This is a genomic window from Cellulomonas sp. P22, assembly GCF_044392165.1.
Genome location: NZ_JBISBW010000001.1, coordinates 104,044 through 123,702 on the forward strand (window position 1 = coordinate 104,044; position 19,659 = coordinate 123,702).

Below are 19,659 nucleotides of genomic sequence, written 5' to 3' on the forward strand. Positions count from 1 at the left end.
GGTGACCCTCGGGTCACCGGCCACACGTGTCTGTCGGGAGCCGCCGTCGTCGGCGTGGGAGGTCAGACGACCTTGAGGACGATCTCCGTGCCCTTGGGGGCCATCTCGCCCTTCGCGATGCTCTGCTCGCGCACGGTGCCGAAGAGCCCGCCGAGGACGTTCTCGCGCTTGACCTTGAACCCGGCCGACTCGAGCATCTCCTTGGCCCGCTCGTACTGCTGGCCGAAGACGTCCGGGACGGCGACCAGCTCGGGGCCGTCCGAGACCGTCAGGGTCACGGTGTCGCCGCGGTGCCCGGTCGTGTCGGCCGCGGGGGACTGCGAGATGACGAGCCCCTTCTTCACGGTGTCCGAGAACGCGGTCTCGACCGCGACCTTCAGCCCGGCGCCCTCGAGCGAGCTCGTCGCGTCCTCCTGCGAGGCCCCCACGACCGAGAACACCGTCACCGGCGCCGGACCGCTCGAGAGCGTGAGCACCACGGTGCTGCCGCGCTTGAGCTGCGCCTCGGCCTCCGCGGAGGCCTCGAGCACCGAGCCGGTCGCCGCGGTGTCGGAGTAGTGCTCGCCGTCGGCGGTCTCGGGCACGAGGCCCGCCTCCTCGAGGGCGCGGAACGCGTCGGCCTGCATCGCTCCGACCAGGCCGCCGGGGACGACCACCAGGTCCGGGCCCAGCGAGACGGTGAACCTCACGGTGCCGTCCTTGCGGACCTTGCCGCCCTCGGCGGGGTCCGCGCGGAAGACCGTTCCCTGCGCGGCGTCGTCGTCGTAGTCGGTGACCGGGTCGGCGCCGAGGCCGGCGTCGCCGAGGATCGCGACCGCCTCGGCCTCGGTCTCGCCCAGGATCGGCGGGACGGTCGTGTACGCGCCCGGGCCGGCGGTGACGAACCACCACGACCCGGCCGTGAGCAGCACGACGAGCAGCGCGGCCACCACCGCCCAACGGCGGCGACGTCCGCGGCGTGCGGGGGCCGCGTCGTCCCCCGTCCCGGTGCCGTCCACGGCGAAGGAGCCGATCGGCAGCGCGACCGTGCTGCCCGCGGCGGGGAGCTCGAGGCGCGTCGTGGCGGCGTCGTCGTCGGCCGACCCCGGGTCGCCGCTGCCAGGATCGGTCGCGGCGGGAAGGCTGATCGTCGGGTCCACGTCGGCCCGGCGGGCGAGGGTTGCGTCGTCGAGGCTGGCGCGGGTGCGGCGGACCAGGTCGAGCGCCGCGCCGGCGTGCACGGGCCGGTCAGCGGGCGCGCGGGCGGCGAGCGCCCCGACCAGCTCGTCGACCTCGGCAGGCAGCCATCCGACCAGCACGGACGGGGAGGGCACGTCGTTGTTGACGTGCTGGAACGCGACCTGGATGGGGGTCTCGCCCGTGAACGGCTGGCGGCCGGTGAGCATCTCGTACAGCAGCACGCCGCACGCGTAGACGTCGGTCCGGGCGTCGCTGGACCCCTGCGAGACGAGCTCGGGGGCGAGATAGGCCACGGTGCCCAGCACGGTGCCCGTGGCGGTGGCCGTGACCTCGGTGACGGCGCGGGCCAGCCCGAAGTCGGCGACCTTGACGCGTCCGTCCGCGGCGATCAGCACGTTCTCGGGCTTGATGTCGCGGTGCACCAGGTCGGCGCGGTGCGCGGCGGCCAGCGCGTCGAGGATCTGCTCGAGCATCCGCAGCGCGCCGCCCACGGTGAGCGAACCCTGCTCCTCGAGGTGCCGGCGCAGGTTCGTGCCGTCGACGTACTCCATCGTGAGATAGCTCATCTCGCCGTCGACGCCCTGGTCGAGCACGGCGACGAGCCCCGGGTGGGTCAGGCGGGCGGCTGCGCGGGCCTCCCGGCGGAACCGGGCGATGAACGCCGACCCGCTCGTGCCCTCGGCGAGGTGCGCGTGCATGACCTTGAGGGCCACGTCGCGGTCCAGTCGTCGGTCCACGGCCAGGTAGACGGTGGCCATGCCACCACGCGCGATGCGGGACACGACCTCGTAGCGCCCGTCGACCAGTCGGCCGACGAGTGGATCTATGACGGTTGCTCCCACGTCCGCAGTCTACGGGCGCGCGCTGGGTGCGACGGGGAGGCGCGGGCTCACCGGAACCGCGCCATGTGCGTCTGGATGTTCGCGACGTAGCGGCGGGTGTCGGCGTACATGCCGTTGCGCTTGACCGAGCTCGCGCCCTGGTAGTAGCCGGCGATCGCCGTCGGCAGGTCCGGGGCGCTCTTGACGAGCGACCGCAGGATCGCGACGCCCGCCACGACGTTGTCGTCCGGGTCGAGCAGGTTGAGCTGGCGGCCCACGAGCTGCGAGGCCCACTCGCCCGAGCTCGGGATGACCTGCATGGTCCCGATCGCGTTGGCGGGCGAGACCGACGTGTGGTTGAAGCCCGACTCCTGGAACGCGACGGCGAGCGCGAGCGAGGGGTCTACGCCCATCGAGCGGGCGGTCGTGGAGACCTTGGCCTGCATGTCGGCCTTCGACGGGACGCCGATGGCCAGCAGCGTCGCCTTGTTCGCGTTCGCCGAGGCGACCACCGCGTCCGCGTAGGTGCGTCCGGCGAAGGTGTTCCCGACCAGCTGGGCCTGCGGCTCCTGCACCTGTCCCGGGATGCTCAGCTGCTGGCCGATGCGGATGAGCGCGCGGGAGTCGAGGCCGTTGGCGGCGACGACCGCCTGGACGGTCGTGCCGTAGCGCGCGGCGATCTTCGAGACGGTCTCGCCCGATGCGACGGTGTGGGTCGTGGTGGCGGTGCTCGTCGTGGCAGCGGCGACGGTCGCGGTCGGGGCGGCCGTGGTCGGCGTCGTCGCGGTGGTGCCCGGGATGCTGAGCTGCTGGCCGATGCGGATCAGGGCGCGGGAGTCGAGGCCGTTGGCGGCGACGACCGCCTGGACGGTCGTGCCGTAGCGCGCGGCGATCTTCGAGACGGTCTCGCCCGATGCGACGGTGTGCGTCGCCGCGGCGGGTGCGATCGTCGTCGTCAGGGGGGCGGCTGCTGTGCCGGCCGACGGGATCGTGAGCTGCTGGCCGACCCGGATCCGGGCCACGTCGGCGAGCGCGTTGGCGCGGGCGATCGACTGCACGCTCGTGCCGGTGCGCGCCGCGATGTGGCTCACGGTGTCGCCCTGACGCACGGTGTACTGCTCGTCCGCGTGCGCGGGCGAGCCGGCCGAGGTGACGGCGACGGCGGCCAGCGCGAGGGTGGCCCCCGCGCTCGCACCCAGACGGCGGGCACGACCCTGCTCGGCGCCCGCGGGTGCGGCGTCAGCGGGGGCGGTGCAGGCGGTGGCGACGGGCTGCGTCATCGGTGAACCTCTGAGACTGAAGTGATGGATGTTGCTGATGTGACTCAAGTGACAGAATGCGAACGTATCCGAGGACGGGGGCGAACGAAAGCGGGCCGGGGGAATTGTGGCGGTCACGTCCGTCGGCGAACGGGTGAACCTCGCGAGGTGCGTACGCTGGACGCCGTGAACGACACCGCAGACCTGGACAAGCTCGTCAACTCGTGGCTCACGCTGCCCGATGTCGCCGAGCGGCTCGGCATCGACGTGGGCAAGGTGCGTCGGATCGTGCAGGAGGGGCGGCTCGTGGGCGTCCGGCGGGGTGACCCGCGCGTCCTGTCGGTGCCCGAGGACTTCCTGGTGCCCGCGCACCTCGCGAACCCGTCCGCACCCACCCGCCCGCGCGACGACGAGGCCGAGGAGTCCGCCCCGGCGTGGACCGTGCTCGCCGCTCTCCAGGGCACCTTCACCGTCCTGGGCGATGCGGGCTTCGACGATGCCGAGATCATCGAGTGGCTCTTCACCGAGGACGATCAGCTCGCCACCCGCCCGATCGACGCGCTGCGCAGCGGTGCCAAGACGGCCGTGCGGCGTCGGGCGCAGACCCTGCTCTGAGCAGTCGCGGGGAGTGCCCCGCGTGGGCACGCCCCGAGGGGTGAGGCGCGTCTGCGGTCAGGCGTGGCGGTCGACGGCCGCGTGCCCGAGCCGGACGAGCATCTCGTGGCCGGGCTCGGTCAGTCCGAGCCGGTCCAGCCCGTCGAAGGCGCGCGCGCTCAGCAGGGCGATCAGGGCCTCGACGTCGTCCGGCGCACCGGTGACCCCGATGGCCCGGGCCAGCTCCTGCACCGCTGGCTCGTCGAGGTCACGCTGCCCCAGCTGCGCCCGGACGAGGTCGACCGTGGCGTCGTCGCCCGCGGCGCGGGCCCGCGCGACGGCACGGGCCACCAGGACTGTGCGCTTGCCCTCGAGCAGGTCGTCGCCCGCGGGCTTCCCGGTCGCGGCCGGGTCGCCGAACACGCCCAGCAGGTCGTCGCGCAGCTGGAAGGCCTCGCCGAGCGGCAGACCGACCTCGCGCAGCGCGAGCACCTGCTCGGGGGTCGCGCCGGCGAGCGTCGCGCCCAGCGCGAGCGGGTGCTCGACGCTGTACCGCGCGGACTTCGCGCGGATGACCTCGCGTGCGCGGACCTCGTCGGCCGCCGGGTCCTCGCCCCACGGCAGCGCCTGCGCGAGCACGTCGAGGTACTGACCGACCGTGACCTCCGAGCGCATGAGGTCGAAGACGGCACGGGCGGGCGCGGCGACCGCGGCCGGTTCGCCCGCGGTCGCGCTCGCGAACGCCTCCTCGCTCACCACGAGCGCCAGGTCGCCGAGCAGGATCGCCGCGGCCTCGCCGAAGCGCCGTGCGTCACCGTTCCAGCCCTCGCGCTCGTGCAGCGCTGCGAACACACGGTGGGCCGCAGGCAGCCCGCGGCGCGTGTCCGAGTCGTCCATGACGTCGTCGTGGAACAGCGCCGCGGCCTGGAACAGCTCGAGAGCGGCACCGACCCGGACCACCATGTCCGAGGCCGCTGAGCCGACCTCCCCGCCGTGCGCGCGCCACGCCCAGTAGCAGAACGCGGCCCGCAGCCGCTTGCCGCCCGAGAGCATCTGCGCGACGGCGTCAGCGAGGGGTGCGGCGTCGGAGCTCGACGCGGCGAGCCGGACCGTCAGGTCGGCCACGTGGGAGGCGAGGACGGCGTCCACGCGGGAACGGACGTCCTCGACGTCGACCAGGTTGGTGGGGCTCACGCGAGCAGCCTACGGGGGGCTCAGGTCCCGGTGCGGACGCGTCCGCCCAGGGTGAGGGTGCGCACGCCGTCGCGGTCGAGGACCCCGACCACGAGGAACTCCGAGCCGTCGCCCCGCGTGAACGTCGTCTGGGCGGCGAGCCCCGGCTCGCTCTGCGCGACGGGGGCCTCGGTGAATCCCGCGGCGAGCAGCGGCTGGCGCAGGCTGTCGACGAGCGCCGTGGCGTCCTGCGGCGCGCGGAGGTTGAGGCTGACGGTCGTGATGTCGGTGCCGTCGACGGGCTCCGCGGCGGACACGAGCACGTCGGCGCCCTCGGGGACCGGCAGGAGGTCGGACGGGAAGCCCTCGACCAGGGCGCCGACCTGCGAGTGCTCGTCGGGCGCCTCGGCGAGCAGGGACTCGGTGGGGGAGGGCGACGCGGTCGCGGACACGGCTGCCACGGGGCTCGCGCCGGGCGCCGAGTCGCCCGTGCAGCCGCTGACGGCCACGGCCAGCAGCGCCGTCAGGGCGAGGGCGGGCAGCGCGCGGCGGTCGGGAGGGAGCACGGGAGCCACCGTAGCCTGCGTCCTGCGGTGCCCACGGGAGCGCGTGGCCACCCCCAGCAGGTGGCGCCGCTCGGACGTCCACAGGTCGCCGCGGGCTGCTCCACCGGGCCGCGCGGGGTGCGGTGGTCTAGCCGTCATGGACACCACCACCCTCCGGGTCGACGAACCGCGCGAGCTCCTGGCCTACCTGCCCCACCAGCTGGGCTTCCACCCGCACGAGAGCGCGGTCGCTGTGAGCCTGCGCGCCCCCCGAGGGCGGGTGGGGCTCGTCGCCCGGGTCGACCTGCCCGACCTGGCGGACCCGCAGGGCGGGCCACAGGTGGCCCGCGGGCTCGTCGCGCACCTCGGTGCCGACCGCGCTGCGCGCACGGTGCTGGTCCTGTACACGGACGCCGATCCCCGCGGGCCGGGGCTGGACCCCGTCGGTGCCCGCGCCGCCGCGACCCACTTCCGCGAGGGGGCGGCCGTTCCCCTGGGTGACGTGCCGGTCTGGGTCGTCACCGCGACCGGCTACCTCGCCCTGGACTGCGAGGACGTGCGGTGCTGCCCCGTCGGAGGGCGGCCGCTCGCCGAGCTCGAGTCGACCTCGGTGGGTGCCCACATGGTCCTCGCGGGATCGTGCGTCGCGCGCTCGCGCACGGGTGTGGGGCGGGTGCGGACGGCCCCGGCCGACGCCCGCCGCGCTGTCGCCCGCGTCGCGCGCCGCTGGCAGGCCCGCCAGGTCCTCGCGGAACAGGGTGGAGCCGCCGCGCAGGTGGCCTGGCGTGAGCAGTCGTTGGCGGCGTGGCGTGCCGCGGTACGGGCCGTGCAGGACGGCGCGGAGCCGACCCGGGCCGCGGTCCTCGGACGCATCGAGGTCGGGCTGACCGACCGCCGGGTGCGCGACGCGGTCCTCGTCTCGATGGTCCCGGGCACGGGCGACCTCGCCGAGCGGTCGGTGCGGTCCGACGACCCCGCCGACATGCGGGCGATGGGCGCGGCCGTCGGCGTCATCGTCGACCCCCAGAGCGCGCAGCCCCCGCCTCCCGGCCCCACCGCGGCCCACGTGCAGACGCTCGAACGCGTCGTCGCGCACGGGCGCCGTGATGCCCAGGCGCCGGCCCTGACGCTCCTCGCGATGCTCGCCTGGTGGCAGGGCGACGGGGTGCGCGCGAGCATCCTCGTGGCGCAGGCCCGGGCCCACGACCCGGCCCACCGCCTGGCCTGCCTGCTCGACGACGCGCTCGCAGCTGCGCTCCCGCCGGGGTGGGTGAGGTCCGGCTGACGTGCGCCCACGGCCGTGTAGAGGTCGTCCGAGGCCCCGCGCTCCGGTAGCGTCACAGCTCGCGATGGTCGCGAGAGCACGCTGGAGGAGATCCGATGGGCATAGTGGTCGGCTACCTGGCGACACCGGAGGGGCAGACCGCCCTCGATGTCGCGGCGACGGAGGCACAGCGTCGAGCGGAGCGGCTCGTCGTCGTCGTCAGCGACCGCGGTGACGAGACCCCGGAGCAGCGGAGGGACCTCGACGCCGCGCTCGACGGGATCCGCGGCCAGCTCGACACGCTGGGTGTGACGTACGAGATCCGGGTGCTCAGCCGGGGGCGTGACGTCGCCGAGGACCTCATCAGCACGGCCGAGGAGATCGGTGCGCGGCTCATCGTCATCGGGCTGCGCCGTCGGAGCCCTGTCGGCAAGCTGATCCTCGGGGCGAACGCCCAGCGCATCCTGCTCGACTCGCCGTGCCCGGTGCTCGCGGTCAAGCCCGACGCGGTCTGACCCTCGCGGAGACACGGGCCGGGCGGGGCCCGGCGGGGACCCGGGCGTAGATCGGGAATCTTCGGGCCGCGCGGTCCGTTTGACCAGGAGCGTGCATTCGTGCGTGGGCGTCATGGACGGCGTGCGCAGGTCTGCTCGCGCGCTGATCACGGTCCAACCCGGATCTCGCCCGGTACAATGTGCATCTGCCCGCTGCTTTCTACCCGGGTCTCTCGCTGCCGAAAGGTTGTTTGTGTCGTCCCAGTCTTCGCACCCCGCACTCCCGCGTGAGTTCGAGCACCCCGCCATGCAGGAGCTCGTCCGTCAGGGCAGGACCCACGGCAGTGTCAACGCGGTCGCCCTCCGCACCGCCTGCGAGCAGGCCGACGTGCAGGACGCCAAGCGTCTCAAGGCCGTCATGCGCGGCCTCGTGACCGCCGGCATCATGGTCGAGGAGCCCGTGCCCGCAGCCCGCGCCGTGGCCGCGACGCGCGCCAAGACGCGCACCGCGACCAAGGCAGTGGTCAGCAGCACCGAGGAGGGCGCCGCCAAGCCGGCCCGCGCCCCCCGTGCCGCCGCGACCAAGGCCGCTGCGGCCCCCAAGGCTCCGACCAAGGCTGCTGCAGCCAAGGCCGCGAAGGCCGCCGCCGCATCGGAGGAGGCCGTCGAGCTCGAAGAGGTCGAGATCGAGGACATCGTCGTGGACGACGACACCGCGGTCGAGGGCACCGACGACGCCAAGAAGCCTGCCAAGGCCGACGAGGAGGCCGAGGAGAGCGTCGGGTTCGTCTACTCCGACGCTGACGACGACGACGCCCCCGCGCAGCAGGTCGTCACCGCGGGCGCCACGGCCGACCCGGTCAAGGACTACCTCAAGCAGATCGGCAAGGTCGCCCTCCTCAACGCCGAGCAGGAGGTCGAGCTCGCCAAGCGCATCGAGGCCGGCCTGTTCGCCGAGGAGCGGCTCAACGCGGGCGTCACCATGGAGCCCAAGTTCCGTCGTGAGCTCGAGTGGATCGCCTCGGACGGCCGTCGGGCCAAGAACCACCTGCTCGAGGCCAACCTGCGGCTCGTCGTCTCGCTCGCCAAGCGCTACACCGGCCGCGGCATGCTGTTCCTGGACCTGATCCAGGAGGGCAACCTCGGTCTGATCCGCGCGGTCGAGAAGTTCGACTACACCAAGGGCTACAAGTTCTCGACGTACGCCACATGGTGGATCCGTCAGGCGATCACGCGCGCCATGGCCGACCAGGCCCGCACCATCCGTATCCCGGTGCACATGGTCGAGGTCATCAACAAGCTCGCCCGCGTCCAGCGGCAGATGCTCCAGGACCTGGGCCGCGAGCCCACGCCCGAGGAGCTCGCCAAGGAGCTCGACATGACGCCCGAGAAGGTCGTCGAGGTCCAGAAGTACGGCCGCGAGCCCATCTCGCTGCACACCCCGCTCGGCGAGGACGGCGACAGCGAGTTCGGAGACCTCATCGAGGACTCCGAGGCCGTGGTCCCGGCCGACGCTGTGAGCTTCACGCTGCTCCAGGAGCAGCTGCACCAGGTGCTCGACACGCTCTCCGAGCGTGAGGCCGGCGTCGTCTCGATGCGCTTCGGCCTCACCGACGGCCAGCCCAAGACCCTCGACGAGATCGGCAAGGTCTACGGCGTCACGCGTGAGCGGATCCGCCAGATCGAGTCGAAGACCATGTCGAAGCTGCGCCACCCGTCCCGCTCGCAGGTGCTGCGCGACTACCTCGACTGAGCGGCACGCGAACCACGACTGCTGCCCGGGCCGGGAGACGCTGAGTCTCCCGACCCGGGCAGTCGTCGTCCAGGCCTCGTGCGAGCGACCGCCGGGGTGCCCCGGGGCGCCCGCGGCGACGGGCCGGGCTCCGAGGTTCGCGAGGTACTGTGCGCGCTCATCCGGTGCTCAGGAAAGGACAGGCACGCCCCGTGTGGAGCGAGACAGAGGCGCAGGGGATCCTGCGACGTGTACGTGACGAGCTCGATTTCGCCTCGCGGGCCGTGGGCCTGCTCGACCGGCTGAACCCGTCGATGTCCGAGGTGTCCGACACCGTCCGGCGGCTCGTCGTCGACCTGCGCGGCGCGATGGCCCAGGAGCGGACCGCAGCGGACGCCGTCGTCCGGGTCGCCGCCGAGCTCGACGCGACCGAGCAGTTCTCCGTCCTCGCAGGCCAGTTCGACAGCTCGGTGTCGAACCCCGCGGCCAGGGCCGCGACCAGGGAGCTGCTCTTCGCCCTCCGCTCCGCGATGGGCATCTCCACCCGCCCCCGCACCTGACCCCACCCTCCCGCACGCCCCCCTCCGAGATGTCGGTGGGTGGTGAGACGGCTACGGGCCGACCACCGGGGGGTGGTCGGCCCGTAGGGCGGTCAGGGTCGCGTCAGCGGGCTGCGCCGGCACCCGCACCGTGGTCGGCGAGGAGCCGGTCGGTCTCGTCCTGGACGTGCGTGGCGAGCTCCGAGAACTTCGGGGCGTGCTCGCGGGCGTGGTGCGCGCAGAAGAGCAGCTCGCCCACGGGAAGGAGCACACGCACGTAGGCCTGAGCGTTGCAGCGATCACAACGGTCGGCCACTGTCAGCGGTTCGGTCGTCGTCCCAGTCACAGTGCTATACAACCATCGGACCCTGAGAACCACGGCAGCGGGAGGCCCAGGTTCGCTCCCCGCGTAGGAACGCCGCTCGATCGGCGGCGGCAACTCGCGCAAACGGGGCACGGGGGACGTGCCGTCGACAGCGCCGCGCGGGCGTCGAGGGCGAGGTTGCGAGGAGTCGTCGGTCGGAGCGATTACGCTCGGGCCTCGTGTCGACAGCATCCGCAGAGTCCAGCTACACCGCCCGGCACCTCTCCGTGCTGGAAGGCCTGGAGGCCGTCCGCAAGCGCCCGGGCATGTACATCGGGTCGACCGACTCCCGGGGCCTCATGCACTGCGTGTGGGAGATCATCGACAACGCGGTCGACGAGGCCCTCGGCGGGTTCGGGGACCGCATCGAGATCATCCTGCACGCCGACTCGTCGGTCGAGGTGCGCGACAACGGCCGCGGCATCCCGGTCGACATCGAGCCCAAGACGGGGCTGAGCGGCGTCGAGGTCGTCTTCACCAAGCTGCACGCGGGCGGCAAGTTCGGCGGCGGCTCGTACGCCGCGTCGGGCGGCCTGCACGGCGTGGGCGCGTCGGTCGTCAACGCGCTGTCGTCGCGGCTGGACGTCGAGGTCGACCGTGGTGGCAAGACGTACCGGATGACCTTCCACCGCGGCGAGCCGGGCACGTTCGACGACAGCGCCGGTCGGGGTCCCGAGTCCCCGTTCGAGCCCTTCGTCGCGACCTCCGAGCTCGCGGTCGTGGGCAAGGTCGCTCGCGGACGCACCGGGTCGCGGGTGCGCTACTGGGCCGACCGCCAGGTGTTCCCCAAGACGGCCGTGTTCTCGTACGACGAGCTCGTCACGCGCGCCCGGCAGACCAGCTTCCTCGTGCCCGGCCTCACGATCGCCGTGCGCGACGAGCGCGGGATCCCCGGCGCCGACGGCCCGCACGAGGAGACGTTCCTGCACGAGGGCGGAACCGTCGACTTCGTGGACCACCTCGCCCCGGACCCGGCCGTGACCGGCACCTGGCACCTGACGGGATCGGGCACGTTCACCGAGACCGTGCCGGTGCTCGACGCGCGGGGCCACCTCGAGCCGCAGGAGGTCGAGCGCGAGTGCGAGGTCGACATCGCGCTGCGCTGGGGCACCGGGTACGACACCGAGGTGCGCACGTTCGTCAACATCATCGCGACGCCCAAGGGTGGTTCGCACCTGGCCGGCTTCGAGGCAGCGCTGCTGCGCACGCTGCGCAAGTCCGTCGAGGCCAACGCACGCCGGCTCAAGATCTCGGCCAAGGACTCGAACGAGCGCATCGAGAAGGAGGACGTGCTCGCGGGCCTCACCGCCGTGCTGACCGTCCGCCTGGCCGAGCCGCAGTTCGAGGGGCAGACCAAGGAGGTGCTCGGCACCGCCCCCGTGCGGGGCATCGTCGCGAAGGTGGTCGACACCGAGCTCGCGGCGTTGCTGAGCTCGACCCAGCGCGAGCACAAGGCGCACGCGGCGCTGCTGCTCGACAAGGTCGTGGGCGAGATGCGCGCGCGGCTGTCGGCGCGCAAGCAGAAGGAGATCTCGCGGCGCAAGAACGCGCTCGAGAGCTCGACGCTGCCGTCCAAGCTCGCCGACTGCCGGACGGACGACGTGGGGCGCTCCGAGCTGTTCATCGTCGAGGGCGACTCGGCGCTCGGGACCGCGAAGCTCGCGCGCAGCTCGGACTTCCAGGCGCTGCTGCCGATCCGCGGCAAGATCCTCAACGTCCAGAAGGCGTCCATCACGGACATGCTGAAGAACGCCGAGTGCGCCGCGATCATCCAGGTGCTGGGCGCGGGATCGGGCCGGACGTTCGACCTCGAGGCCGCGCGCTACGGCAAGGTCGTGATGATGACGGACGCCGACGTGGACGGCGCGCACATCCGCACGCTGCTGCTCACGCTGTTCTTCCGCTACATGCGTCCGCTGGTCGAGGCCGGGCGGGTGTTCGCCGCTGTGCCGCCGCTGCACCGCATCGAGGTCATCGGGGCGGGCAGCCGCAAGAACGAGTACGTCTACACGTACTCCGAGGCCGAGCTGGTGGCGACGCTCAAGAAGCTCGACAAGGCCGGCAAGCGCTACAAGGACGACATCCAGCGCTACAAGGGCCTCGGTGAGATGGACGCCGACCAGCTCGCGGAGACGACCATGGACCCGCGCCACCGCACGCTGCGCCGGGTCACGGTCGAAGGTGCGCAGCGGGCCGACCAGGTCTTCGAGCTGCTCATGGGGTCGGACGTCGCCCCGCGCAAGGACTTCATCATCGCGGGCGCGGACGACCTCGACCGGAGCCGCATCGACGCCTGAGGCGGCGGTGGCCGTGGCGCGCGGCGACCGGGGCGCGCAAAACGGCTTGCCGCCGCGGCGTGCACCGGGAGAGCGTGGGGCCATGACGACCGAGACCTCGCGACCGCTCGCCGTCCGGGCCGCGGCGCCCACCACCCCGGTGCTGCCACCCGCCACGCTCGGGCTGACGTGGCGGCCGATGACGGTGGCCGACGTCCCTGCCCTCGCGCAGCTGCGGGCCGCGGTCGAAGAGGCCGACGCCGCGCCGTTCCGCACGTCTCCCGCGGAGGTCGCCGAGGGGTTCGACGGCGCCTGGAAGGACCACCGCCGCGACACGCTCGCGGGGCTGGACGGTGACGGCGTGCTGCGCGCGTCGGCCCAGGTCTCGACGAACCCGGGCGACGTCGGGACCCTGCGGGTGTTCCTCGACGGCGCCGTGCACCCCGCGGTGCGCGGACGAGGGGTCGGTCGGGCACTGGTGGCGTGGATGGACGGTCGGGCGCGGCAGCTGTTGGCCGGGTCGGGCAAGGAGCTCCCGGCGCGGATCCTCACGTACCTCGAGGACACCGACGAGGGCGCCAAGGCGCTGTACTCGCGCGCGGGGTTCGCACCCGCCCGCCACTACGTGTCGATGCGCCGTCCGCTGTCCGGGCCGCTGCCCGAGGCGCGGCCGGTCGAGGGCGTCCGGGTGGTCCCGTGGACGGACGAGCTCGACGACCGGGTGCGGCGCGCGCACAACGACGCGTTCGCCGACCACTGGGGGAGCGAGCCGTACACCGCGGAGGCGTGGGCGCTGCACGTCGCCACGTTCGCCCCCACCTGGAGCCGGGTCGCGCTCGACGAGGCGAGCGGCGAGGTCGCCGGGTACCTGGTGTCGAGCCGCTACGAGCACGACTGGCCGGTCACGGGGTACACGTACGGGTACGCGAGCCTGCTCGGCGTGCGCCGGGCGTGGCGGGGCCGGGGTGTGGCGGTCGCGCTCCTCGCGTCGGCCATGGCTGCGTATCGCGCCGACGGGATGCAGCACGCACGGCTCGACGTCGACACCGCGAACCCGTCGGGCGCCCACGGGCTGTACGGGGCTCTCGGGTTCGAGGTGCAGCACGGGTCGGTCATGTACGCGATCGAGGTCTGACCGGGCTAGCATCGCGCCACCACGGGCAACGGCGCCCGCGGGAGAGCCGAGGGGGCGATGTCCCGTGACCGGTCGTGCGGTGGTGACGTGGTGGGGCGGCAGGTCGACCGCGGTGCGCGGTGCGGTGACGCTGTACGCCGTGGTGGTCGTCGCCCACCTCGTGGGCCAGGTGGTCGGGGCGCGCGGGGTCGCGGATGCCACGCAGTGGGCGCTGATGCCGCTGCTCGCGCTCGTCCTCGCGCTCCTGGTGCCCCAGGACCGGGGGCGGCGGGTCACGCTCGTGCTCGTCGCCCTGGGATTCTCGTGGCTCGGTGACACGCTGCCCGACGTGGTGGGGTCCGACGCGTCGTTCCGGACGATGGTCGGCTCCTTCCTGCTGGCGCAGATCACCTACCTGGTGGCGTTCGTGCCCGTGGCGCACCGGACGCCGTTCGTGCGCCGTCCCTGGCTCGCGCTGCCCTACGTGGGGGTGCTCGTCGGGCTCGTGGGGGCCTGCGCGCCCGCCGCGGGGTCGCTGCTGGTGCCCCTGGTGGTGTACGGCGTGTGCCTGGTCGCGATGGCGATGGCAGCGACGGGGGTGCACCGGCTGACCGGGATCGGTGGCGCCGTCTTCCTCGTCTCGGACGCGCTGATCGCCCTGCGGGCGTTCGCGGACCTCGAGCCACCGCTCGCCGACCTGTGGGTCATGGCGACGTACGTGGCCGGGCAGACGCTCATCGTCGCGGGCGTCGTGGCCGCGCGTCGCCCGCCAGGCCTGCGCCTGGCCGCCCCGGCACCGGGCGCACGGTCCCGGTCGGTGACCGGTCGCCCCGCGGCCGGTCACGCCGTGGCACCACCTGAGCCGTGACCCCCGGCTGTCGGGGTCACGGCTCCGGTGGGTGGTCTCAGCCGATCGCGTGCAGCGGTGCCGGCAGCGCGATGCCCGACCCGTCGCGACGGGGGTCGGGTGCAGGCAGGTCGAGGGGCTGCCCCGCCGAGCCCGACGCGTGCGGGGGAGCCGCGCCGACCCACGCCAGGATGAGCGTGTCCTCGCCGCGCAGGAACCGGTGCGCGCGCACACCACCTGTCGCGCGCCCCTTGCCCGGGTACAGCTCGAACGGTGTCGTCTTGGCCGATCCGGTCTGGGTGCCGGGCAGGGCGCTCGACGAGCCCGCGACCGTCACGACAGCGGCCTCCGTGCCGGGAGCGACCGCACCGAAGAACACGACCCGCTGGCCGGCCGCGAGCTTGATGCCCGCCATGCCGCCCGCGGAGCGCCCCTGCGGCCGGACGGCCGAGGCCGGGAAGTGCAGCAGCGACGCGTCCGAGCTCACGAGCACGAGCTCGTCGGTGTCGGTGACGCCCGCGCAGCCGACGACCTCGTCGCCGTCCTTGAGCGCGATGACCTCCCACGCGTCCTTGTTCCCGGGCGCGTCGCCCGGGACGACGCGCTTGACGGTGCCCCCTGCCGTCGCGAGCGCGAGCGTGGGTGCGTCCTCGGCGAGCGAGACCAGACCCACGGCGTCCTCGCCCCGCTCGAGCCCGACCACCTCGGTGAGCGGTACGCCGCCCGACAGGGTCGGGGCGCCGTCGGTGGGCGGCAGCGAGGGCAGGTCGAGCACGGACACCCGCACGACCCGACCGCGTGAGGTGACGACCCCGACCTCACCGCGCGCTGTGGTCGAGACCGAGCCGCGCAGCACGTCGTGCTTGGCACGGCGGTCGTCCGGACGCTCGGGGGCCTCCGCGCCCCCCGTGCGGGCGAGCAGCCCCGTCGCGGAGAGCAGCGCCCAGCAGGGCGTGTCCTCGATCTCCAGCGGCGTCGCCGAGCGGGCCGCAGCCGCAGCCCCGGTCACGCTCGTGCCACCGGCCGACTCGAGCAGGATCGTGCGTCGGGGGGTGCCGTAGGTCGCGGCGACCTCGGCCATCTCGTCCGACACGACCGTGCGCAGGCGCGCCTCGTCGCCCAGGATCGCCTGCAGCTCCGCGATCTCCTGCGCGAGCTGCTGCTGCTCCTTCTCGAGCTCGATGCGCGAGAACTTCGTCAGGCGGCGCAGGCGCAGCTCGAGGATGTACTCCGCCTGCGGCTCCGACAGGTCGAAGACGTCACGCAGGCGCCCGCGGGCGGCCTCCGAGTCGTCCGACGTGCGGATGACCTGGATGACCTCGTCGATGTCCAGGATCGCGATCAGCAGACCCTCGACCAGGTGCAGCCGCTCGAGCCGCTTCGCGAGCCGGAACCGGCTGCGCCGGCGCACCACGTCGACCCGGTGCGCGACCCACACCTCGAGCAGCTCGCGGAGCCCGAGGGTGCGCGGCTGCCCGTCGACGAGCGCCACGTTGTTGATCGAGAACGAGTCCTCGAGGGGGGTGAACCGGTAGAGCTGCTCGAGGACCGCCTCGGGGTTGAACCCGGTCTTGACCTCGATGACGAGCTGCAGACCGTGCGCGCGGTCCGTGAGGTCGACGGCGTTGCTGATCCCGGAGAGCTTCTTGTTCTGCACGCCCTCCTTGATCTTCTCGATCACCTTCTCGGGGCCCACGGTGTACGGCAGCTCGGTCACGACGATGCCCTTGCGGCGCGCCGTGACGTTCTCGATCCGGGTCGTGGCACGGGTGCGGAACGCGCCACGTCCCGTCCGGTACGCGTCACGCACGCCGTCGAGGCCGACGATCTTGCCGCCCGTGGGCAGGTCGGGCCCCGGCACGAACCGCATGAGGTCCTCGAGCGTCGCGTCCGGGTGCGCGAGCAGGTGACGGGCGGCCGCGACGACCTCGACCAGGTTGTGCGGCGCCATGTTCGTGGCCATGCCGACCGCGATGCCCGTCGCGCCGTTGACCAGCAGGTTCGGGATCGCCGCGGGCAGCACCTCGGGCTGGGTGAGCTTGTTGTCGTAGTTGGGAACGAAGTCGACGACGTCCTCGTCGAGCCCCGCCGTCATCTGCGCGGCCGCGGGGGCCATCCGCGCCTCGGTGTACCGCGGTGCCGCCGGGCCGTCGTCGAGCGAGCCGAAGTTGCCGTGGCCGTCCACGAGGGGCAGCCGCAGCGAGAACGCCTGCGCCATGCGGACCATCGCGTCGTAGATCGCGGTGTCGCCGTGCGGGTGCAGCTTGCCCATGACCTCGCCGACCACGCGCGCCGACTTCACGTGCGCACGATCGGGACGCAGGCCCATCTCGGACATCTGGTAGAGGATGCGGCGCTGCACGGGCTTCATGCCGTCGCGGGCGTCGGGCAGCGCGCGCGAGTAGATGACCGAGTACGCGTACTCGAGGAACGAGCCCTCCATCTCGTGCGCGACGTCGATGTCGACGATGCGCTCGACGACGTCCTCGGGCGGGACGTCAGGGGTCGCGGTGCGGCGCGCCATGGGGGATGCGGCTCCTCGGTGCAGGACTACGGCCGACGGGATCGACGGCGTCAGGGGTGCACTGCCCCGGGCGGGCCACGGGGTCGCGTGCGGTGCCATTGTCGCGCGCCGTCCGGGGTGCCACGGTGTGCCACGCGGGGCACCCGTTCCTGACGTCACGGCGCGACGTCCCGGCGGCGACGGCCGCACACTAGCCTGGCGCCATGGCTGAGGTGATCGCAGGCGGCGCGCAGCCTCCCACGTACCCCACGGGCTGGGAGGCCGACGTCGTCCTGCGCGACGGGTCCACCACGCACGTGCGCCCGATCCTGCCGACCGACGCACCGGCGCTCCAGGCGTTCCACGTGGCCCAGTCCGAGCGCTCGACGTACCTGCGGTTCTTCGCGACGCTCGAGCGGCTGCCCGAGCGGGACCTGGCACGTTTCACGCACGTCGACCACGTGGACCGGGTCGCGCTCGTCGCCGTCACGGCCGACGAGCAGATCATCGGCGTCGCACGCTACGACCGGCTCGACGGCGACGAGGCCGAGGTCGCGTTCAACATCGCCGACGCGCACCACGGGCGCGGGCTCGGCTCGGTGCTGCTCGAGCACCTGGCCGCCGCAGCCCGCGAACGCGGCGTGCGCCGGTTCACCGCCGAGGTGCTGCCGCAGAACGGCAAGATGATCGGCGTCTTCCGGGAGGCCGGGTACGTGGTGCGCCAGTCCATGGAGGACGGCGTCGTGACCGTCGCGTTCGACATCGACCCGACCGACCGGTCGCTCGCCGTGATGGCCGACCGTGAGCACCGCGCCGAGGCACGCAGCGTCCAGGGGCTGCTGACGGCACGGTCCGTGGTCGTGGTCGCGTCGCACCGGTCACCCGCGGGCTCGCTCGACGACCTGCTGGCCCGCCGCGTGGCCGAGGACCTGGTGGCGTCCGGCACGGGGATCGACGTGCACGTCGTGGGGCTGCGCGACGCCGACGCGCTCGCGGTCGGCGGAACCGTCTGGCCGACGCTCGCCGAGGTGCCCGGTCCGGTCGACCTCGCTGTGCTCGCCGTGCCGGCCGACGAGGCCGTCCCCGCGGTGCGTGCGCTGGCCCGGCTCGGGGTCCGGGGCCTCGTGCTGCTGTCGACCGGGTTCGCCGAGACGGGTCCCGCGGGCCTGGAGCGGCAGCGGGCGCTGCTGCGCACGGCCCACGCCGCGGGCATGCGAGTCGTGGGGCCGGGCTCGTACGGGGTGCTCGCGCACACCGACGGGCGCACGCTCAACGCGTCCCTGACCCCCGACCCGCCGATTCCCGGCTCGATCGGGCTGTTCTGCCAGTCGGCGCCCATGTCCGTGGCGCTCCTCGGCTCGGTGCGCCGTCGCGCGCTCGGCCTCTCGTGCTTCGTCTCGGCCGGCCACCGGGCCGACGTCTCGGGCAACGACCTCATGCAGTTCTGGCACGACGACGACGCGACGTCGGTCGCGTGCCTGTACCTCGAGTCGATCGGCAACCCGCGCAAGTTCTCCCGTGTCGCGCGTCGGCTCGCCGCCGTCAAGCCGGTCGTCGTCGTGACCGCTGGCCGGTCCGGGCACGTGGTGCCGCCCGGGCACGCGGTGCGGGCCACGCACGCGCCGCGCCGCACGCTCGAGGAGGTCATGCGCCAGTCGGGCGTGATCCGCGTCGAGAACACCCACCAGCTCCTCGAGGTCGCGCAGGTCCTCGCGCTCCAGCCGCTGCCGTCGGGGCGCCGCGCCGCGATCGTCGCGAGCTCGGCCTCGATGGCGGCCCTCGTCGCGGAGGCGGGTGCCGCGGCGGGCCTCGTGGTCGGGGGGCAGGCGGCCATCCTGGGGGAGGACGCCGACGACGCGACGATCGAGCGCACCGTCGGCGAGCTGTACGGCTCCGACGACGTCGACGTGGTCGTCGCTGTGTACGTGCCGACGGTCGGCTCTGCCGACGCGCGCGTGGCGCGGGCCCTCGCCCGCGCGGCCGCCGGCTCGGGCCGCACGACCGTCGCGTGCCTGCCCGGTCTGCACGGTGCGACGCCCGAGCTCACGGCGCCCGACGCGGACGGGCGGCCGTGGACCGTTCCCGCGTACACGACCCCCGAGGACGCGGTGCTCGCGCTCGGCCAGGCCGCGCGGTACGCGGCCTGGCGCGCTGCGGACCGCGGCGTGCCCGTGAACCCCGCAGGGGTCGACACGCGCGCGGCCCGTCGGCTCGTGACCGCCTGGCTCGGTGACGGGGTCCCCGGCACCGAGATCGACCTGGACCCCGCGCGCACCGCCGAGCTGCTCGGGTGCGTGGGGATCGAGGTGCTCGAGACCGTCCCGGTGCGCACCGCCGACGAGGCGGTCGAGGCGGCGCGGCGCGTCGGCTGGCCCGTGGCCCTCAAGACCACCGTGACCGCGCTGCGTCACCGCTCGGACCTCGGCGGGGTGCGCCTCGACGTGCACGACGAGGCCGAGCTGCGGGCCGACGTCGACCAGGTGCTCGAGCTCGCCTCCCGGCACAGCGCCGACCCCGGGCGCGCCCCGCTCGAGGTCCAGGCGATGGTGCCGCGCGGCGCGTCGTGCGTGCTGCGCTCGGTCGAGGACCCCCTGTTCGGGCCCGTGCTGAGCTTCGGGCTCTCGGGGGACGCGTCCGACCTGCTGGGCGACGTGAGCTACGGCGTCCCGCCGCTGACCGACGTCGACGTGGCCGAGCTCGTGCGCTCGGCCCGCGCCGCCCCGCGCCTGTTCGGGTACCGAGGGCTGCCCGTGCTCGACGTCGCCACGCTCGAGGACGTCATCGCGCGGCTCTCGGTGCTCGCGGAGGACCTGCCCGAGCTGCGCAGCATCGAGCTCAACCCCGTGGTCGTGGCCGAGCGCGGCGTCGTGGTGCTCGGCGCCCGCGCGCAGGTGGCCGTCGCAGACCGGGCCGACGGCACGCGCCGGGCGCTGCCGACCTGACCCGTGGGAGGTG

Annotated in this window: 15 protein-coding genes; 9 read left to right on the plus strand and 6 right to left on the minus strand. The window is 73.7% G+C overall.

Features of this window, described 5'->3' with window-relative positions:
• Positions 1–62 precede the first annotated feature (62 nt).
• Both pknB and ACGIF2_RS00525 read right to left on the minus strand, forming a co-directional pair.
• On the minus strand, positions 63–2,021 hold the full coding sequence (pknB, locus tag ACGIF2_RS00520; protein WP_396042349.1) for a Stk1 family PASTA domain-containing Ser/Thr kinase: 1,959 nt from the start codon (positions 2,019–2,021) through the stop codon (positions 63–65).
• Positions 2,022–2,068: 47 nt separating this feature from the next.
• On the minus strand, positions 2,069–3,280 hold the full coding sequence (locus ACGIF2_RS00525; protein WP_396042351.1) for a LysM peptidoglycan-binding domain-containing protein: 1,212 nt from the start codon (positions 3,278–3,280) through the stop codon (positions 2,069–2,071).
• A gap of 165 nt (positions 3,281–3,445) precedes the next feature.
• On the opposite strand from ACGIF2_RS00525, the gene ACGIF2_RS00530 reads away from it, so the two are divergent.
• Positions 3,446–3,874: an Rv2175c family DNA-binding protein gene (locus ACGIF2_RS00530; RefSeq protein ID WP_396042353.1), complete on the plus strand. Its 429-nt coding sequence runs from the start codon at positions 3,446–3,448 to the stop codon at positions 3,872–3,874.
• Positions 3,875–3,931: 57 nt separating this feature from the next.
• Here ACGIF2_RS00530 and ACGIF2_RS00535 read toward each other — a convergent pair whose 3' ends face one another.
• Positions 3,932–5,047, minus strand: coding sequence for a polyprenyl synthetase family protein (locus tag ACGIF2_RS00535; protein ID WP_396042355.1), 1,116 nt, complete (start codon positions 5,045–5,047; stop codon positions 3,932–3,934).
• A gap of 20 nt (positions 5,048–5,067) precedes the next feature.
• Positions 5,068–5,592, minus strand: a complete 525-nt coding sequence (locus ACGIF2_RS00540) for a hypothetical protein (protein WP_396042358.1) — start codon at positions 5,590–5,592, stop codon at positions 5,068–5,070.
• 136 nt (positions 5,593–5,728) lie between these two features.
• On the opposite strand from ACGIF2_RS00540, the gene ACGIF2_RS00545 reads away from it, so the two are divergent.
• The 4 genes from ACGIF2_RS00545 to ACGIF2_RS00560 all read left to right on the plus strand — a co-directional run bounded on the left by ACGIF2_RS00545 (position 5,729) and on the right by ACGIF2_RS00560 (position 9,621).
• Positions 5,729–6,856, plus strand: a complete 1,128-nt coding sequence (locus ACGIF2_RS00545) for a DUF4192 domain-containing protein (RefSeq protein ID WP_396042360.1) — start codon at positions 5,729–5,731, stop codon at positions 6,854–6,856.
• Positions 6,857–6,951: 95 nt separating this feature from the next.
• Positions 6,952–7,350, plus strand: a complete 399-nt coding sequence (locus ACGIF2_RS00550) for a universal stress protein (protein WP_396042362.1) — start codon at positions 6,952–6,954, stop codon at positions 7,348–7,350.
• Between the two features lie 232 nt (positions 7,351–7,582).
• Entirely contained in the window at positions 7,583–9,082 is a 1,500-nt protein-coding gene (locus ACGIF2_RS00555) for an RNA polymerase sigma factor (RefSeq protein WP_396042364.1), read from the plus strand.
• Positions 9,083–9,273: 191 nt separating this feature from the next.
• Positions 9,274–9,621 carry a hypothetical protein gene (locus tag ACGIF2_RS00560; RefSeq protein ID WP_396042366.1) on the plus strand — a complete coding sequence of 116 codons (348 nt, stop codon included), beginning with the start codon at positions 9,274–9,276 and terminating at the stop codon, positions 9,619–9,621.
• 103 nt (positions 9,622–9,724) lie between these two features.
• Here the strand turns inward: ACGIF2_RS00560 and ACGIF2_RS00565 are convergent, their stop codons facing one another.
• Entirely contained in the window at positions 9,725–9,946 is a 222-nt protein-coding gene (locus ACGIF2_RS00565) for a hypothetical protein (protein ID WP_396042368.1), read from the minus strand.
• Between the two features lie 197 nt (positions 9,947–10,143).
• Here ACGIF2_RS00565 and ACGIF2_RS00570 point away from each other — a divergent pair, with 197 nt between their 5' ends.
• From ACGIF2_RS00570 to ACGIF2_RS00580, 3 genes are all read left to right on the plus strand, one after another.
• Positions 10,144–12,261: a type IIA DNA topoisomerase subunit B gene (locus ACGIF2_RS00570; protein ID WP_396042370.1), complete on the plus strand. Its 2,118-nt coding sequence runs from the start codon at positions 10,144–10,146 to the stop codon at positions 12,259–12,261.
• An 82-nt stretch (positions 12,262–12,343) separates the two neighbouring features.
• Positions 12,344–13,375 (plus strand): GNAT family N-acetyltransferase, encoded by a 1,032-nt coding sequence (locus ACGIF2_RS00575; protein WP_396042372.1) that lies wholly within the window; start codon positions 12,344–12,346, stop codon positions 13,373–13,375.
• A gap of 64 nt (positions 13,376–13,439) precedes the next feature.
• Complete coding sequence (locus tag ACGIF2_RS00580; protein ID WP_396042374.1) at positions 13,440–14,222, plus strand: lysoplasmalogenase; 783 nt, start codon at positions 13,440–13,442, stop codon at positions 14,220–14,222.
• Between the two features lie 37 nt (positions 14,223–14,259).
• Here the strand turns inward: ACGIF2_RS00580 and ACGIF2_RS00585 are convergent, their stop codons facing one another.
• Positions 14,260–16,725, minus strand: coding sequence for a DNA topoisomerase (ATP-hydrolyzing) subunit A (locus tag ACGIF2_RS00585; RefSeq protein WP_396042376.1), 2,466 nt, complete (start codon positions 16,723–16,725; stop codon positions 14,260–14,262).
• A 203-nt stretch (positions 16,726–16,928) separates the two neighbouring features.
• Here ACGIF2_RS00585 and ACGIF2_RS00590 point away from each other — a divergent pair, with 203 nt between their 5' ends.
• The gene (locus tag ACGIF2_RS00590) at positions 16,929–19,646 is read left to right on the plus strand and encodes a GNAT family N-acetyltransferase (protein ID WP_396042378.1); all 2,718 of its coding nucleotides are present in this window, start codon (positions 16,929–16,931) and stop codon (positions 19,644–19,646) included.
• Positions 19,647–19,659 lie beyond the last annotated feature (13 nt).

Bases quoted from the DNA above. Each gene is read 5' to 3' on its own strand.
- ACGIF2_RS00545 (WP_396042360.1), top strand. From the start codon at position 5,729: ATGGACACCACCACCCTCCGGGTCGACGAACCGCGCGAGCTCCTGGCC.
- ACGIF2_RS00585 (WP_396042376.1), bottom strand. From the start codon at position 16,725: ATGGCGCGCCGCACCGCGACCCCTGACGTCCCGCCCGAGGACGTCGTC.
- ACGIF2_RS00590 (WP_396042378.1), top strand. From the start codon at position 16,929: ATGGCTGAGGTGATCGCAGGCGGCGCGCAGCCTCCCACGTACCCCACG.
- ACGIF2_RS00575 (WP_396042372.1), top strand. From the start codon at position 12,344: ATGACGACCGAGACCTCGCGACCGCTCGCCGTCCGGGCCGCGGCGCCC.
- ACGIF2_RS00525 (WP_396042351.1), bottom strand. From the start codon at position 3,280: ATGACGCAGCCCGTCGCCACCGCCTGCACCGCCCCCGCTGACGCCGCA.
- ACGIF2_RS00550 (WP_396042362.1), top strand. From the start codon at position 6,952: ATGGGCATAGTGGTCGGCTACCTGGCGACACCGGAGGGGCAGACCGCC.